The sequence below is a fragment of the Bradyrhizobium sp. USDA 4452 genome (assembly GCF_054063575.1).
The window spans coordinates 8,108,183-8,124,370 of sequence record NZ_JBSSGK010000001.1 but is presented as its reverse complement, the minus strand read 5'-3'; the positions used below and the strand labels follow the sequence as shown (position 1 = coordinate 8,124,370).

The window sequence follows — 16,188 nt, the reverse complement described above, 5'->3', positions numbered from 1 at the left end:
GCCGATCGTCACCGGCAGCAAATTCGAAAGTTTTATTCAACGCGCGCCCCACTCAACGTCCGAGCGGAGCGCGAAGGCCCGGCGCTTTCGCGCCGGGCGTCAATCACAGCGTTACTCGGCCGCTTCCGACGTCGGCGCCGGTCCCACCTTGGAATTGTGCAGGTCGACGTTGAGGCCGAGCGAGCGCATTTCCTTGACCAGCACGTTGAACGATTCCGGAATGCCGGCCTCGAAGGTGTCGTCGCCGCGCACGATCGCCTCGTACACCTTGGTACGGCCGGCGACGTCGTCCGACTTCACGGTCAGCATTTCCTGCAGCGTGTAGGCGGCGCCGTAAGCTTCCAGCGCCCAGACCTCCATTTCGCCGAAGCGCTGGCCGCCGAACTGCGCCTTGCCGCCCAGCGGCTGCTGGGTGACGAGCGAGTACGGACCGATCGAACGCGCGTGGATCTTGTCGTCCACGAGATGGTGCAGCTTGAGCATGTAGATGTAGCCCATCGTCACCTTGCGATCGAACGCATCGCCGGTGCGGCCGTCATAGACGGTCGACTGGCCGGAGGCGTCGAAGCCCGCGAGCTTCAGCATCTCCTCGATGTCGGCTTCCTTGGCGCCGTCGAACACCGGCGTTGCGATCGGCACGCCGTGGCTCAGATTGCGGCCGAGTTCGACCAGCTCGTTGTCGTTCAGCGACTTGATGGTTTCATCCTCGCCGTAGATCTTCTTCAGGGTCTCGCGCAGCGGCTTGAGATCCTGCTTCTGATAGTAGGCGTCGATGGTCTGGCCGATGCGCTTGCCGAGGCCGGCGCAGGCCCAGCCGAGATGGGTCTCGAGGATCTGACCGACGTTCATGCGCGACGGCACGCCGAGCGGATTGAGCACGATGTCGGCATGCGTTCCGTCCTCGAGGAACGGCATGTCCTCGATCGGCACGATCTTCGACACCACGCCCTTGTTGCCGTGACGGCCGGCCATCTTGTCGCCGGGCTGGATCTTGCGCTTCACCGCGACAAAGACCTTGACCATCTTCATCACGCCGGGCGGCAATTCGTCGCCACGCTGCAGCTTCTCGACCTTGTCGAGGAAGCGCTGCTCGAGGCCCTTCTTCGACTCGTCGTACTGCTTCCGCATGGCCTCGATCTCGGCCATCAGCTTGTCGTTCGGCGAGGCGAACAGCCACCACTGCGACTTCGGATACTCGTCGAGCACCGCACGGGTGATCTTGGTATCCTTCTTGAAGCCCTTCGGACCGGCGATGCCCTGGCGGTTCTCCAAGAGCTCGGCGAGGCGGTTGTAGACGTTGCGGTCCAGGATCGCCTGCTCGTCGTCGCGGTCCTTGGCCAGACGCTCGATCTCTTCCCGCTCGATCGCCAGCGCACGCTCGTCCTTGTCGACGCCGTGGCGGTTGAACACGCGGACTTCCACGATGGTGCCCTGCACGCCCGGAGGCACGCGCAGCGAGGTATCGCGGACGTCGGAGGCCTTCTCGCCGAAGATGGCGCGCAACAGCTTCTCTTCCGGCGTCATCGGGCTCTCGCCCTTCGGCGTGATCTTGCCGACCAGGATGTCGCCGGCGCGGACTTCCGCACCGATGTAGACGATACCGGCTTCGTCGAGGTTCTTCAGCGCTTCTTCCGAGACGTTCGGAATGTCGCGGGTGATTTCCTCAGGACCGAGCTTGGTGTCGCGGGCCATCACCTCGAACTCCTCGATGTGAATCGAGGTGAAGACGTCGTCCTTCACGATCCGCTCGGAGAGCAGGATCGAGTCTTCGAAGTTGTAGCCGTTCCACGGCATGAACGCGACCAGCACGTTGCGGCCGAGCGCGAGCTCGCCGAGATCGGTCGACGGACCGTCGGCGATGATGTCGCCCTTCTTGACGACGTCGCCGACCTTCACCAGCGGACGCTGGTTGATGCAGGTCGACTGGTTGGAGCGCTGGTACTTCATCAGCCGGTAGATATCGACGCCCGACTTGGTCGGATCGAGATCCTCGGTGGCCCGGATCACGACGCGGGTGGCGTCGATCTGGTCGATCACGCCCGAACGGCGCGCGGCGATCGCCGCGCCCGAGTCGCGGGCGACCACGCCCTCCATGCCGGTGCCGACGAACGGCGCCTCGGCGCGAACCAGCGGCACCGCCTGGCGCTGCATGTTCGAGCCCATCAGCGCGCGGTTGGCGTCGTCGTTCTCGAGGAACGGGATCAGCGCCGCGGCGACCGAAACCAGCTGCTTCGGCGACACGTCCATGTAGTCGACCTTGTCCGGCGTCACCGGCAGCACTTCGCCGGCATGACGGCAGACCACCAGATCGTCGGTGAAACGGCCCTTGGCATCGAGCGGCACGTTGGCCTGCGCGACGCGGTAGCGGCCCTCTTCCATCGCCGACAGATAGACCACCTCGTCGGTGACCCGGCCCTCCTTGATCTTGCGATAGGGCGTCTCGACGAAGCCGTACTTGTTGACGCGCGCGAACGTCGCCAGCGAGTTGATCAGGCCGATGTTCGGACCTTCCGGCGTCTCGATCGGGCAGATGCGGCCGTAATGCGTCGGATGCACGTCGCGGACTTCGAAGCCGGCACGCTCGCGGGTCAGACCGCCTGGGCCAAGCGCCGACAGGCGCCGCTTGTGGGTGATCTCCGACAGCGGGTTGGTCTGGTCCATGAACTGCGACAGCTGCGAGGAACCGAAGAACTCGCGCACCGCGGCGGCCGCGGGCTTGGCGTTGATCAGGTCCTGCGGCATCACGGTGTCGATATCGACGCTCGACATGCGCTCCTTGATGGCGCGCTCCATGCGGAGCAGGCCGATCCGGTACTGGTTCTCCATCAGTTCGCCGACCGAGCGCACCCGGCGGTTGCCGAGGTGGTCGATGTCGTCGATCTCGCCCTTGCCGTCGCGCAGGTCGACCAGCGTCTTGATCACCGCCAGGATGTCTTCCTTGCGCAGCGTGCGATGGGTGTCGGGCGCATCGAGCTCGAGGCGCATGTTCATCTTGACGCGGCCGACCGCGGAGAGGTCGTAGCGCTCGGCATCGAAGAACAGCGACTGGAACATCGCCTGCGCCGAATCCAGCGTCGGCGGCTCGCCCGGACGCATCACGCGGTAGATGTCGAACAGCGCGTCCTCACGCGTCATGTTCTTGTCGGCTGACAGCGTGTTGCGGATGTAGGCGCCGACATTGACGTGGTCGATGTCGAGCAGCGGCAGGTCCTTGTAGCCCTGCTCGTTCAGCACCTTGAGCGACTTCTCGGTGATCTCCTCGCCGGCCTCGGCGTAGATCTCACCGGTCTTCGGGTTGACGAGATCCTCGGCGAGATAGTTGCCGACGAGCTCCTCGTCCGACATCCGCAGCGCCTTGAGGCCCTTCTCCTGGAGCTGGCGCGCCTGGCGCACGGTCAGCTTCTTGCCCGCCTCGAGCACCACCTTGCCGGTGTCGGCGTCGACCAGGTCGTTGACGGTCGAGTAGCCGCGGAAGCGGTTGGCGTCGAACGGCACGCGCCATCCGTCCTTGGTCCGCTTGTAGGTGATCTTCTTGTAGAAGGTCGACAGGATCTGCTCGCCGTCGAGACCGAGCGCGTACATCAGCGAGGTCACGGGGATCTTGCGGCGGCGGTCGATGCGCGCGAACACGATGTCCTTGGCGTCGAACTCGATGTCGAGCCAGGAACCGCGATAGGGAATCACGCGCGCAGCAAACAACAGCTTGCCGGACGAATGGGTCTTGCCCTTGTCGTGGTCGAAGAACACGCCGGGCGAACGGTGCATCTGCGAGACGATGACGCGCTCGGTGCCGTTGACGACGAAGGTGCCGTTCATCGTCATGAGCGGGATGTCGCCCATGTAGACGTCCTGCTCCTTGATGTCCTTCACCGACTTGGCGCCGGTTTCCTCGTCGATATCGAACACGATGAGGCGCAGCGTCACCTTGAGCGGCGCAGCGAAGGTCATGCCGCGCTGGCGGCACTCGTCGACGTCATATTTCGGCTGTTCGAACTCGTAGCGGACGAATTCGAGCATCGAGGTGCCCGAAAAATCCGAGATCGGAAACACCGAGCGGAACACCGCCTGCAGGCCCTCGTCGAGGCGACCGCCGGCCGGCTCGTCAACCATCAGGAACTGGTCGTAGGACGCCTTCTGAACCTCGATGAGGTTCGGCATCTCGGCGACTTCCTTGATGTGACCGAAAAACTTGCGTACGCGTTTGCGACCGGTGAATGTCTGCTGCGCCATCGTGGCCTCTCATTTTCGTCGCCTTTGTGGGGCGAACCTTCCGGGAGCGACTGCCATCGGCCCCGGGTTGAATTTCGAATCGTCCCGAAGGAACGAAGCGCAAAGTCAGGAATTAAATCCCCGGCCCGGCCCCAATCACCTCCAAAACGCAAAACGACGCGCGAGGCACATCACTGCACCCGCTCGTCCAAACGCTCCGCTTTACGGACTGAAAAAGCCCGAAATCTGACTGTCTCCCAACGGCTTCCGCCGGGTGCCCTGCCGCCCCCGCCGCCTACCGTGTTTTTCCGCTACCAACCCGATATGGGATGGCAATAAAGGAGATTCGAGGGTTAAGTCCACGGATCCCCGCACTTTTTTGTTTCCGGCGCGCCACGCGACAACCTGTCGCACGCCGGTTGCATGGTCCGGGAGCGCCCTGCGGCGCTCCCGGATCGCGCATTACTTGAGCTCGACCTTGGCGCCAGCCTTCTCGAGCTGGGCCTTGATCTTGTCAGCTTCTTCCTTGTTGACGCCTTCCTTGACGGGCTTCGGAGCGCCTTCGACGAGGTCCTTGGCTTCCTTCAGGCCCAGGCCGGTGATGGCGCGGACTTCCTTGATGACTTCGATCTTCTTGTCGCCGGCGGCAGCCAGCACGACGGTGAAGTCGGTCTTCTCTTCAGCCGGAGCAGCGGCAGCGCCGCCGGCAGCCGGGCCGGCAACCGCGACGGCGGCAGCGGCGGACACGCCCCACTTTTCTTCGAGGAGCTTGGCGAGTTCGGCCGCTTCGAGCACGGTGAGGCTCGAGAGGTCGTCGACGATTTTTTGCAGATCAGCCATTGTTTAGTTCCTTAAACGTTTGGTTCGAACCAGGTTTGAGATTAGCGAAGGGGTCAGGCCGCTTCGCTCTTTGAGGCATGAGCCTGAATGACGCGTGCGAGCTTGGCCGCAGGCGCGTTGGACAGCTGAGCAAGCTTGGTCGCCGGCGCCACGAGGAGGCCAACGATCTTGCCGCGCAGCTCGTCGAGCGACGGCAGTGAGGCAAGCGCCTTCACGCTGTCGACATTCAGGACGGTTTTACCCATCGAGCCGCCGAGGATGACGAACTTCTCGTTCGCCTTGGCGAATTCGATGGCAACCTTTGGCGCCGCAACCGGATCGTTCGAAGTAGCGATCACGGTCGGTCCCTTCAGCAGGGAGCCGATGGCAGCGACGTCAGTGCCTTCAAGAGCAATTTTGGCGAGACGGTTCTTCGAGACCTTCACCGATGCGCCCGCCTGCTTCATCTGCATGCGCAGCTTCTGCATCTGGGCCACGGTGAGGCCGGAATAATGAGCAACGATCGCAACCGACGTGGTCTTGAAGACCTCGTTGAGTTGTTCGACCGACTCTTTTTTTGCCGCTCGTTCCACAGCAAGCTCTTTCCGGTTGGCGGCCTTTCCGCGAAGGCAGGACCGCCGGGTTGCACCCATCGTCCCGCCCTAAACCTGATCCGCAGGGTGCAAGACCCTTCGGACATGCCGGGCAAGACGACATCTAGAAGCCTGCCCTCCCAAAGCCTTGCGGCCATGGGCTGTCGAGGTTCGAACCAAACTAGCCTCCCAGCCGCGAACTGATCGCGACGTGGAACGCAAAATCCGGTCTTCACCCGTCTATGCAGGCCATTCGATTAAGCCGTTGAAAACACGAAGTTCTCGCGGGCGCCTGCAGTCTTGGACAGGATCGGGCTATCGGCCGGGGCCGAACGCCCTGCCCTCATTCCGGTGGAGGCGACGGGTCTCCTTCCTTTCGAGCATCCTTGCGGGCATGCGGAAAGGAATGATCTCCTATCATCTCAGGTTTTCGGAATGCGAGCACGGACATGCCAGCAAGTGCCAGCACGCCCGGAAGGCGCTATTTAGCTGGTCCTGCCCGGCTTGCCAAGAGCAAATTTCAGACCAGTTTCATCTGGCGGCTGGAGCTGGTTCCGAGGCCGGAACCGGCGGCTGCCTAGGCGCCCTCACTTGGTATGGCAGCGGCTTGCCGGAGAAGAACGCGTCGAGGTTGGCGAGCACGCAGTCCTGCATCGCGACGTGCGATTCAAGGGTGTGGCCGCCAAGATGCGGCGACAGCACGACGTTCGGCAGCGCGGTCAGCGCGTCCGGCGCGTGCGGCTCCCTGGCGAACACGTCGAGGCCGGCGCCGGCGATCACCCCCTCGGTCAGCGCAGCGACCAACGCGGGCCTCGTCGATGACGGAACCGCGCGAGATATTGACGACAAAGCCGTCGCTGCCGAGCCGGCGTAGGATGTCGGCATTGACCGCATGCTCGGTGTCGGCGCCGGCACGCACCGCAATCATCAGCACACTACACCAGTCGGCGAGTGCCTCCAGGCTCGGCAGGTACTGGTACGGCAGGTCGTACCGGGTGCGGCTGAAATAGCCGACCTCGGTCTCGAAGGCAGCGACGCGGCTGGCGATCTTGCGGCCGATCTCGCCCATGCCGTAGACGCCGACCTTGCGGCCGCGCATGCCGGCCTGCGGCCGCATCATCGGCGATGGCTTTGCCCCGGCCCACTCGCCGCTCCGGACATAATTGTCGGCGACGTGCAGGCGCCGCACCGACGCCAGCATCAGGGTCAGCGCCGTGTCGGCGACCGAGGCCGCGTTCGCCCCCGGGCTGTGGCCGACCGCGATGCCGCGCTTCGCGGCGGCAGCGAGATCGACCCCGTCATAGCCGGTGCCGTAGCAGACGATAGCGCCGAGCTTCGGCAGCATCTCCATGGCACCTGCGCCGAGCGCCGTGCCGCCCGCAGTGATCATGGCTCTGACGTCGGCGAGCTCGGTTGCCGGGATCGCTTCGTCGAGCCGCCTGCCGGCCGCGTTCAGCAGCTCATAGCGCTCGCCGAAGCGGATCAGCTGGGCCTTGGGAAAGCGCGAATAGACCAGGACCTTATCGGGCATCGTTCTTGTTTCCTGCGAGACGCTTCAGATCTTGTCTGCGCTTCCTCACTCGAGAACGCGCTGACAAAAACAAAGGGCGGAACCGGTTGCCCGATCCCGCCTCATTATCTCGTCACGGCCGGAGACCTCAGCCGAGGATCGTGCCCGGCTCGACCTTCACGCCCGGGCCCATGGTGGAGGACACCGCAACGCGCTGGATGTAGGTGCCCTTGGAACCCGCCGGCTTCGCCTTGGAGACCGCGTCGGCGAGCGCCTTGACGTTCTCGACCAGCTTGTCCTCGGAGAACGAGGCCTTGCCGATGCCGGCCTGCACGATGCCGGCCTTCTCGACGCGGAACTCGACCGAACCGCCCTTGGCACCCTTCACGGCATTGGTGACGTCCATGGTCACGGTGCCGATCTTCGGGTTCGGCATCATGCCGCGCGGGCCGAGCACCTTACCGAGACGGCCGACCAGCGGCATCATGTCGGGAGTGGCAATACAACGATCGAAATCGATCGCACCGCCCTGCACCTTCTCGACCAGGTCTTCGGCACCGACGACGTCGGCACCGGCGGCCTTGGCTTCCTCAGCCTTGGCGCCGCGCGCGAACACGCCGACGCGCAGCGTGCGGCCGGTGCCGTTCGGCAGGTTGACGACGCCGCGGACCATCTGGTCGGCGTGGCGCGGGTCGACGCCGAGATTGATCGCGATCTCGATCGTCTCGTCGAACTTCGACTTGGCGCGCTCCTTGACCATCTTGATAGCCTCCGCGAGCGGATAGAGGTGCTCGCGATCAACACCCTCGCGGGCCTTCTTCAGACGCTTTCCGATTGACATGGCCCGTTACCCCGCAACTTCCAGACCCATCGAACGGGCAGAGCCCTCGACCATCTTCATGGCCGATTCGATGGTATCGCAATTCAAGTCCTTCATCTTCTTCTCGGCGATCTCGCGCACCTGCGCCTTGGTCACCTTGCCGGCCTTGTCGCGGCCCGGCGCCTTCGAGCCGGACTGGATCTTGGCAGCCTGCTTGAGGAAGAACGACATCGGGGGCGTCTTCATCTCGAAGGTGAACGAACGATCGGCATAGATCGTGATCACCACCGGGATTGGGGTATTCTTCTCTTCCTTCTGGGTCTGCGCGTTGAACGCCTTGCAGAACTCCATGATGTTGAGACCGCGCTGACCAAGCGCGGGACCGATCGGGGGCGAAGGATTCGCCGCACCGGCCGGGACCTGAAGCTTCAGGTATCCGGTCACTTTCTTTGCCATTTATCACTCCTGTTGTGCCGGACGGTGCCGGCGGTTTCAGGTTCCGTGGTTCGGTTGAAGGGGCTGGCGACCGCCTCCTCCCTCCCACGGCCTCTCACTTGACGCAGGGGGATATACCCCGCGCCGTCCGGTCAGACCACCTTTTCGACCTGACCGAATTCCAGTTCCACCGGGGTCGCGCGGCCGAAGATCGACACCGCGACCTTCACACGCGAGCGCGCCTCGTCGATTTCTTCCACGACGCCTGAGAACGAGGCGAACGGGCCGTCGGCCACGCGCACATTCTCGCCGATTTCGAACGACACCGACGCCTTCGGACGCTCCACGCCCTCCTGCACCTGATGCAGGATGCGCATCGCCTCGGCCTCCGAGATCGGCATCGGCTTGTTTTCCGCGCCGAGGAAGCCGGTCACCTTCGGGGTGTTCTTGATCAGATGGAACGCCTCGTCGGTCAGCTTCATCTTCACCAGCACATAGCCCGGGAAGAACTTGCGCTCGGCGTCGATCTTGCGGCCGCGGCGCACCTCGGTGACTTTCTCGGTCGGTACCAGAATCTGCTCGAACAGCTCTTCCAGCCCGCGCTGCTTAGCCTGCTCGCGGATCGATTCCTGAACCTTCTTCTCGAAGTTCGAATAGGCGTGAACGATGTACCAGCGCTTGTCCATCAATTGAGTTCCCGTGCTCATCAGTGGATGCCCAGTATCAGGGTAATCAGATAGCGGATGATCTGATCTGCGGCGAAGAAGAAGATCGAGGCCAGCGCCACCATCACGAACACCATGATGGTTGTGATGGTCGTCTCGCGGCGCGTCGGCCACGTGACCTTGGCGGTCTCCGAGCGCACTTCCTGCAGGAATTTGAACGGGCTGAAAGCCATCGTGAGATCCGCGTCCGTCTCCGGACGATTGCAACGTTTCAAGGAATCCGAACAGCCGACCTTGCGGACCCAGCCCTCGTTTGGAAGGTTGAGCCGATAAACGAGCTCGAATGTTCGGGGAATTAGGCCGCGCCGGATATCCGCGATCAAAGCGGGCCGGCTGCGAGTGGGCGGTATCTACTGCGAGACCGGCCAAACGTCAAGGTCGGCGGGGTCACGCCCCGCCCCGCCCGGGTCGCAGCAGGCCGGAACGGGGCCTCTCGAATCAAGCACTTAGGCTGACGGCACGATGTCCGTTGCCCCGGCCGCCTACCGCGGAAGCCGGGCAGATCACCCGGCAAAGCTCTTCTGCACCGCCTGATCCAGCGTGGCGCCGCCGACATAGCGCTGGCGCAGCTCGCGCTTCAGCAGCTTGCCACTCGGGTTCTTCGGCAGGGCATCGACGAAGATGACCCGCTTCGGCACCTTGAAATGGGCCATCGACGCCGCGCAGTGCTTGATCACGGCGCCAGCATCGAGGTTCGCGCCGGCCTTGACCACGACGATCGCCGTCACCGCCTCGATCCAGCGCTGATCGGGCAGCCCGACCACCGCGACCTCCGACACGCCGGGCAGCCGGTAGATCATCTCCTCGACCTCGCGGCTCGCGACGTTCTCGCCGCCGCTCTTGATCATGTCCTTCACGCGATCGACGACCGTGATGTAGCCGTCGGCGTCGACGGTCGCGAGATCGCCGGAATGAAACCAGCCGCCGGCGAACGCCGCCGCGGTCTTGACCGGATCATTGTAGTAGCCGGACAGCAGGTGCGGCGAACGGTGCACGATCTCGCCGACCTCGCCCACCTTCACGTCGGTCATGTCCGGTTTGACCACCCTCGTCTCGACATTGATCGCGGGCTTGCCGGCCGACCCCGCCTTCGGCAGCTGGTCCGCCGGCGCCAGTACGGTCGCGAGCGGCGCGATCTCGGTCTGGCCGTAGAAATTCCAGAATTTTACGTCGGGCAGACGCCGCTGCAATTCGAGCAGCACTTCGACCGGCATGATCGAGGCGCCGTAATAGCCCTTGCGCAGGGTCGAGAGATCGGTGCGATCGAACGCGCCCGAGCGCAGCATCGCGATCCAGATCGTCGGCGGCGCGAAGAACGCGTTGATCTTGTGGGCCGCGATCAGCGCCAAGACATTGTCGGGCACCGGCTTGCCGGTAATGAGACTGGTCGCGCCGAGATAGATCGCGGGCCCCAGGAAGACGTCGAGCTGCGCACAGTGATACAGCGGCAGCGCGTGCAGCACGGTGTCGTCGGCCGCCATGCCGCCGTCGATGATGCAGCTGACATACTGCCACATCACGGCTTCATGGGTGAGGATCGCACCCTTCGGCAGCGACTCCGTACCGCTGGTGTAGATGATCTGCGCGGGATCGCGGCTGTCGACTGACGTATCCGGCGCCGAGGCGTCGCTGTGCAGCAGGCTGTCGAACGTCGTGATGCCTTCAGGCGCGGTGGCCGGATCCTCACCCGGCAGCCAGATCAGGGTTTCGACCGCCGAACCCCTGGCGGCCGCGGCGTGCCCGGTCTCCACGAAATCGGGGCCGACTGCGAGCAGCTTCGCGCCGGAATTGGCCAGGATGAAATTGATCTCGTCCGGATTGAGCATGAAGTTGATCGGCACCAGGATCGCGCCGATCCGCGCCACCGCGAAGCGCAACGCGGCGAAGCCGTGCGAGTTGCGCGACAGCACCGCGACGCGGTCGCCCTTCGCAACGCCAAGACCGAGCAGGCCGCGGCCGAGCCGATTGCAGATCGCGTCCATCTCCGCGAAGCTCCAGCTGACCTCGCCGCAGATCAGCGCGGTCTTGCTGGGGTAGCGCTTGGCCGACCGGCGCAGCAGATCGCCGATGCTGTGCTCGCGGGCGCGCTGGATGGTTGCTGCGATGTCTCCGCTCATTTGTCCCTCCCGAATGTGCTTTTTGTCGTTGTCTTGTCTTCGCCCTGCCGTCCCTATTGCCGGGCGGCGTAGGCGTGTTCCATGTAGGTGTGCTCGACCGAACGATCGAGCGAGGCGATCTTCTCGAAGCCGCGCCGCCAGTCCTGCAAATGCCGCCGCGTCCACAGCACGCCGGCCTCCTTGTCGCGCCGCTTGATCGCATCGAGGATGTGGCGATGCGCCTCGACAAGGCGGGCGCCGCCCTCGGGCACGCGGCCGACGATCATCTCGGTGGTCGGAAAGAACAATTGCGCGGCTGGCTCGCGGGCGAGCTGCAGCACGCGGTTCTGCGAGGCCTTGGCCATCAGGACGTGGAATTCCGCATCGAGCTCGGCGAGATCTGCGGGATTGCCGACGACGGCAGCGCTGCGCTCGAGATTGCCGGCGAGCTCGGCGATGTTGTCATCGCTCGCGCGCTCCACGGCGCCCTCGACACTCGCCACCTCCAGCGTCATCGAGGCCTCGAACAATTCGCGGAACGTCACCTCGTGCAGGATCAGCGCGCGCGACAGCCGCGTGGCGAGCTTGTTGTAGCGCGGCAGGCAAGCCTGCAGGCGGCGGCTAGAGTCGCGGCGGATCAGCCCGCCCTCCTCGAGCACGCGAATGCCTTCGCGCACCGTCGAGCGGTTGACGCCGAACTGCGCCACGAGCTGCTGCTCGGTGCCGATCGGCTCGCCCGGCTTGATCCGGCCGTTGATGATCTCGCGTTCGATCGCGTCCGCGACCTTCTGGTAGGCCGGCGCGACGTCGATGCGCCGGAACAGCGGCGTGGCGGGCACCTTGGGCTCCCCATTGTGGTTTGTCGGACAAAAGGTAGGCGAAGGCCCTTGAAGCGTCAAATGGGCTCTCTGCGGCCGGATTGTCGCACCTGGCCGTCGAGAATTGACAGCGGAACCGGGCAAATCTAGCTTTGTCGGACAAACCGATAAGAATATCCTGGGAGGCGCATCACCATGAAATCCATCGTCACGAGTCTGTCCGCTGCCGGCCTGATCGCCGCCGCACTGGCAGGGCCCGCGCTCGCGCAACAGGCGCCGCTCAAGATCGGCGTGCTGACCGATTTCCAGTCGGTCTATTCCGACATCGGCGGCGCCGGGAATGTCGAGGCCACCAAGATGGCGATCGAGGAGTTCGGCGGCTCGATGTTCGGCAAGCCGATCGAGCTCGTCACCGCCGACGCCCTCAACAAGGCCGACGTCGCCGCCACCATCACCCGCAAATGGTATGAGGCCGAAGGCATCGACATGATCATCGACATGCCGACCTCGGCGACCGCGCTCGCCGGCATGGAGATGTCGAAGCAGTTCGAGAAGATCATGATCGTGACGGATGCGGCGAGCTCCGACATCACCGGCAAATCCTGCTCGCCCTACACGCTGCACTGGACCTACGACACCTACGCCAACGCCCATACCGTCGGCAGCGCGATCGTGAAGAACGGCGGCGACAGCTGGTTCTTCATCACCGCCGACTACGTGTTCGGCCACTCGATCGAGCGTGACACCGGCGACGTGGTCCGCGCCGCCGGCGGCAAGGTGCTCGGCAGCGCCCGGCATCCGCTCAACACGCCGGACTTCTCGTCCTTCCTGCTGCAGGCGCAGGCCTCGAAGGCCAAGATCGTCGGCCTCGCCAACGGCGGCGGCGACACCATCAATGCGATCAAGCAGGCTTCCGAATTCGGCATCGTCGCGGGCGGGCAGAACCTTGCGGGGATCGTGATGTTCATCTCCGACATCCACAGCCTCGGGCTCAAGCTCGCGCAGGGCCTGATCATCACCGAGGCTTACTACTGGGATCTCAACGACCGTACCCGTGCCTTCGGCAAGCGCTTCTTCGAGCGCATGAAGCGGATGCCGACCATGAACCAGGCCGCGACCTACAGCGCCACCCTGCACTACCTCAACGCGGTGAAGGCCGCCGGCACCAAGGAGACCAAGCCGGTGCTGGCCAAGATGCGCGCGACCCCGGTGCGCGACGCCTTCACCGACAACGGCGTGGTGCGCGAGGACGGCCGCATGGTGCACTCGATGTTCCTGTTCGAGGTCAAGAAGCCCGAGGAATCGAAGGCGCCGTGGGATTACTACAAGGTGCTCGCCGAGGTGCCCGGCGACCAGGCGTTCCGACCGCTGAAAGACGGCGGCTGCCCGCTGATCAAGTAGGTCAAAGTTATCATGGCCGGGGTCCGGGACCTCGGCCAGATGCGGCTCTCTTACGGGCTTGCTTGCTCGCGGGCGGTCAGCGTTTCGCTACCAGTTCAACATACAGGCCACGTCAAGAACCGGATTGGGCCAAAGCCAATCAGTTGCTCCGCCATTCGCTGGGCGCCACACCGGACCAGCGCTGAAAGGCATGGCTAAAGCCGCTCGTCTCAGCGTAGCCGAGCGCAAGGGCTATGTCGGTAATATCCATCCGCGTACCCGCGAGCAGTTGGCGGGCAACTTCGAACCGTGATTGGTTCACCAGTTCACGAAAGCTCTTGCCCTCCGCCTGCAGCCGGCGGTTCAGCGTCCGGGGTCGCACCGACAGTTCGCTAGCGACCTCTTCCAATGAGACGTCCCGAAATATCACCCTTGCGCGCAACATGCGGATAACCGTGTCGGTGACGCAGGGTTGTTCGACGGCCCAATAAGCGGCGATCGACTTCTGCAGTATTCGGCGCAGTTCCTCGTTTGCGCCGCGAACAGGACTGTCGAGGAGACTGGCCGGAAACACCAGCGCATGCTGTTCTGCGTCAAATCGTGGAACGAATCCAAAGAAACGGCGATAGGGTTCAACGTTGCTTGGGGTTCGATGAGAGGTACGCACCTCTTCGGGCGCTGCACCCACCAGCTCCCTCATCATATTGAACCCGATCGCGATCGCTCCGTCACTGATCTGGTCAACGGCCTGCACACCCGGATAGTGGACGGCATAACCCCAAAAAGCTACGTCGTTCTGGATCACAAGGTAAGTAACTGCCCCGCGGACATAGCGTCGCTGGTTGGTGCCGAGGTCCAGGATCGCATCCTTGAGCGTCGGAGCAGTATGCATCAGTCGCCCGACGAGCCCAAGGCTGGCGGTCCCTGACCGCTGCCCGACCAGGAATCCGAAATGCTTGCATCCGGCCGCCGCTACGCCGGCCTCGATGAGCCTGCCCAACTCGATGAATGAGATCGAGTTTTCAGGGTTGCGCAGCAAGTCGGGATTGATGTCCGCGCCCGCGATGACGCCCGCGGGATCCTTGCCCAGTTCGCGCAAGACCTGGGGAAGCTCAACCAGAGCTCCGACGCGTTGCTGCCCTTCCATTCGGGCACCTCAGCTTGACGCCTGCGGGTTAACTACACTTCGGGGACACAAGACCATGGGACGTGTCGCAAAATAACAAGCGGCACGAGTTGATCTTGATCAACATGTCAACTGAGACGTCCCGTCAGACGACGCGGTACCCTGACAATCCAACCGTGCATTTTGTAACGAGTAGAGGTCTGGCATGGGTATTTCAGGCGCAAGGCCGGGTGCCTCCGGCGCAGCCCGCGACCTCGCGTACGCGACGGCGCGGGCATTTCCGGTAGATCCGCCCGACAAGTTTGCCCCCGCCGCGTTCGAGAGGCGTCGCAGCGCGATGGCGCGTCATCCAGCAAATGGAGCGTGACGTGCTTGAGCAAGACTCGTTAGCTCTTTTCAGGCCAGTCGAGCGCGATCTTCGGCTCGATTTCTTTCGTGGAATCGGACTGTGGATGATCTTTCTTGATCACATCCCCCACGACGTCGTGTCGTGGCTGACATTGCGAAATTATGGATTCAGCGACGCAGCCGAATTCTTCGTCTTCATTTCCGGCTATCTGGTCGGATGGATTTATACCCCGATTATTCGCGGTGGCCAGTTCGCGGCGGCGATGAAACGTCTGTGGAAGCGAGCAACTCAGATGTACGTCGCGCATATCATGCTGTTTCTGATCTTTACGGCGCAGATCGCGCGCACTGCGCGGCGGTTCGACAATCCAATGTACGAAAACGAATTCAACGTGTTCAACTTCCTTCAGCATCCAGACGTGCTGATTCAGCAGGCGATTACGTTGCGTTACAAGCCGGTCAATCTCGACGTGCTGCCGCTCTACATTGTGCTGGTACTCGCTGCGCCCTTCATGGTCTGGTGCCTGGTGCGCCGTCCCAACCTGACCCTGGCCGGCTCTGTGGTGCTCTATATCCTGTCGCGGCTTTTCGACTGGAACATCGCGTCCTATCCGCCGGGCACGACCTGGTACTTCAATCCGTTCTGCTGGCAGCTACTGTTCGTGTTCGCCGCCTGGTGCGGGCATGGAGAAATCGCCAAGTACTCGAGATGGGTGTGGTCGAAGACTGCGCTCACGATAGCCGCGGCCTGGATCTTGTTCGCGTTCGTCATCGTCATGACCTGGCACAGCGCATTCCTCGAATCCCTGATCCCGAAATGGATGGTCAAGGCGATCTATCCTATCGACAAGACCGACCTCGACATGCTGCGCTTCACGCACTTCCTGGCGCTCGCCACCGTCGTCACACTCTTTATCTCACCCAAGTGGAAGCCGCTGAAATCAAAGTGGCTGCACCCGACGATCCTATGCGGTCAGCATTCCCTGCCGATCTTCTGTATCGGAGTGCTGCTGTCATTTTCGGCGCACTGGATTTTGACGCAGTACACCAAGGGTGCCTGGGAGCAGCTTGCGGTTAGCTTCGCCGGCGTTCTGATCATGGTGGTCATAGCTTGGTTCCTGGACCGCGCGGCAAAGGTGCCCGACCTGTTTGTCCGTGCGGAGAGCGGCCAACCCGCACCCGAGGTCGGAGAAACCATCATCGACGGGGCGCAAGTTGCGGCCCAATAGGCGACGATTGCTTGGATACGCAACCTTGCGGGGTTTTCCATGCCCAGACATTCATTGGTCATCGGCGGCATTCTTCTTGG

The 16,188-nt window shown here is 63.2% G+C and carries 12 protein-coding genes and 1 pseudogene; 2 read left to right on the top strand and 11 right to left on the bottom strand.

Annotation, left to right across the window (positions count from 1 at the left end; all coding sequences use genetic code 11):
• Window positions 1-111: 111 nt before the first annotated feature.
• The 10 genes and pseudogenes from rpoB to ACVISU_RS38260 form a co-directional block, all read right to left on the bottom strand.
• Window positions 112-4,230 (bottom strand): DNA-directed RNA polymerase subunit beta, encoded by a 4,119-nt coding sequence (gene rpoB, locus ACVISU_RS38305; protein WP_050402244.1) that lies wholly within the window; start codon window positions 4,228-4,230, stop codon window positions 112-114.
• Window positions 4,231-4,671: 441 nt separating this feature from the next.
• Window positions 4,672-5,049 carry a 50S ribosomal protein L7/L12 gene (gene rplL, locus ACVISU_RS38300; protein WP_050402243.1) on the bottom strand — a complete coding sequence of 126 codons (378 nt, stop codon included), beginning with the start codon at window positions 5,047-5,049 and terminating at the stop codon, window positions 4,672-4,674.
• Window positions 5,050-5,102: 53 nt separating this feature from the next.
• The gene (rplJ, locus tag ACVISU_RS38295; RefSeq protein ID WP_050402242.1) at window positions 5,103-5,621 is read right to left on the bottom strand and encodes a 50S ribosomal protein L10; all 519 of its coding nucleotides are present in this window, start codon (window positions 5,619-5,621) and stop codon (window positions 5,103-5,105) included.
• A gap of 531 nt (window positions 5,622-6,152) precedes the next feature.
• A pseudogene (locus ACVISU_RS38290) lies at window positions 6,153-7,152 on the bottom strand (2-hydroxyacid dehydrogenase).
• Window positions 7,153-7,279: 127 nt separating this feature from the next.
• The gene (rplA, locus tag ACVISU_RS38285) at window positions 7,280-7,972 is read right to left on the bottom strand and encodes a 50S ribosomal protein L1 (protein WP_456710408.1); all 693 of its coding nucleotides are present in this window, start codon (window positions 7,970-7,972) and stop codon (window positions 7,280-7,282) included.
• 6 nt (window positions 7,973-7,978) lie between these two features.
• Window positions 7,979-8,407 carry a 50S ribosomal protein L11 gene (gene rplK, locus ACVISU_RS38280; protein WP_008136439.1) on the bottom strand — a complete coding sequence of 143 codons (429 nt, stop codon included), beginning with the start codon at window positions 8,405-8,407 and terminating at the stop codon, window positions 7,979-7,981.
• Between the two features lie 131 nt (window positions 8,408-8,538).
• A complete protein-coding gene (gene nusG / locus ACVISU_RS38275) occupies window positions 8,539-9,072 on the bottom strand; it encodes a transcription termination/antitermination protein NusG (protein ID WP_021081670.1) in 534 nt (177 codons plus the stop codon).
• Between the two features lie 20 nt (window positions 9,073-9,092).
• On the bottom strand, window positions 9,093-9,284 hold the full coding sequence (gene secE / locus ACVISU_RS38270) for a preprotein translocase subunit SecE (RefSeq protein WP_016840554.1): 192 nt from the start codon (window positions 9,282-9,284) through the stop codon (window positions 9,093-9,095).
• 330 nt (window positions 9,285-9,614) lie between these two features.
• Window positions 9,615-11,228, bottom strand: coding sequence for an acyl-CoA synthetase (locus ACVISU_RS38265; RefSeq protein ID WP_456710407.1), 1,614 nt, complete (start codon window positions 11,226-11,228; stop codon window positions 9,615-9,617).
• A gap of 53 nt (window positions 11,229-11,281) precedes the next feature.
• A complete protein-coding gene (locus tag ACVISU_RS38260; RefSeq protein WP_050402239.1) occupies window positions 11,282-12,046 on the bottom strand; it encodes a FadR/GntR family transcriptional regulator in 765 nt (254 codons plus the stop codon).
• Window positions 12,047-12,220: 174 nt separating this feature from the next.
• On the opposite strand from ACVISU_RS38260, the gene ACVISU_RS38255 reads away from it, so the two are divergent.
• Entirely contained in the window at window positions 12,221-13,426 is a 1,206-nt protein-coding gene (locus ACVISU_RS38255) for an ABC transporter substrate-binding protein (RefSeq protein ID WP_456710406.1), read from the top strand.
• Window positions 13,427-13,565: 139 nt separating this feature from the next.
• Here the strand turns inward: ACVISU_RS38255 and ACVISU_RS38250 are convergent, their stop codons facing one another.
• Entirely contained in the window at window positions 13,566-14,552 is a 987-nt protein-coding gene (locus ACVISU_RS38250) for an AraC family transcriptional regulator (protein WP_456710405.1), read from the bottom strand.
• 347 nt (window positions 14,553-14,899) lie between these two features.
• On the opposite strand from ACVISU_RS38250, the gene ACVISU_RS38245 reads away from it, so the two are divergent.
• Entirely contained in the window at window positions 14,900-16,108 is a 1,209-nt protein-coding gene (locus ACVISU_RS38245) for an OpgC domain-containing protein (protein ID WP_456710404.1), read from the top strand.
• The last annotated feature ends 80 nt before the right edge of the window (window positions 16,109-16,188 follow it).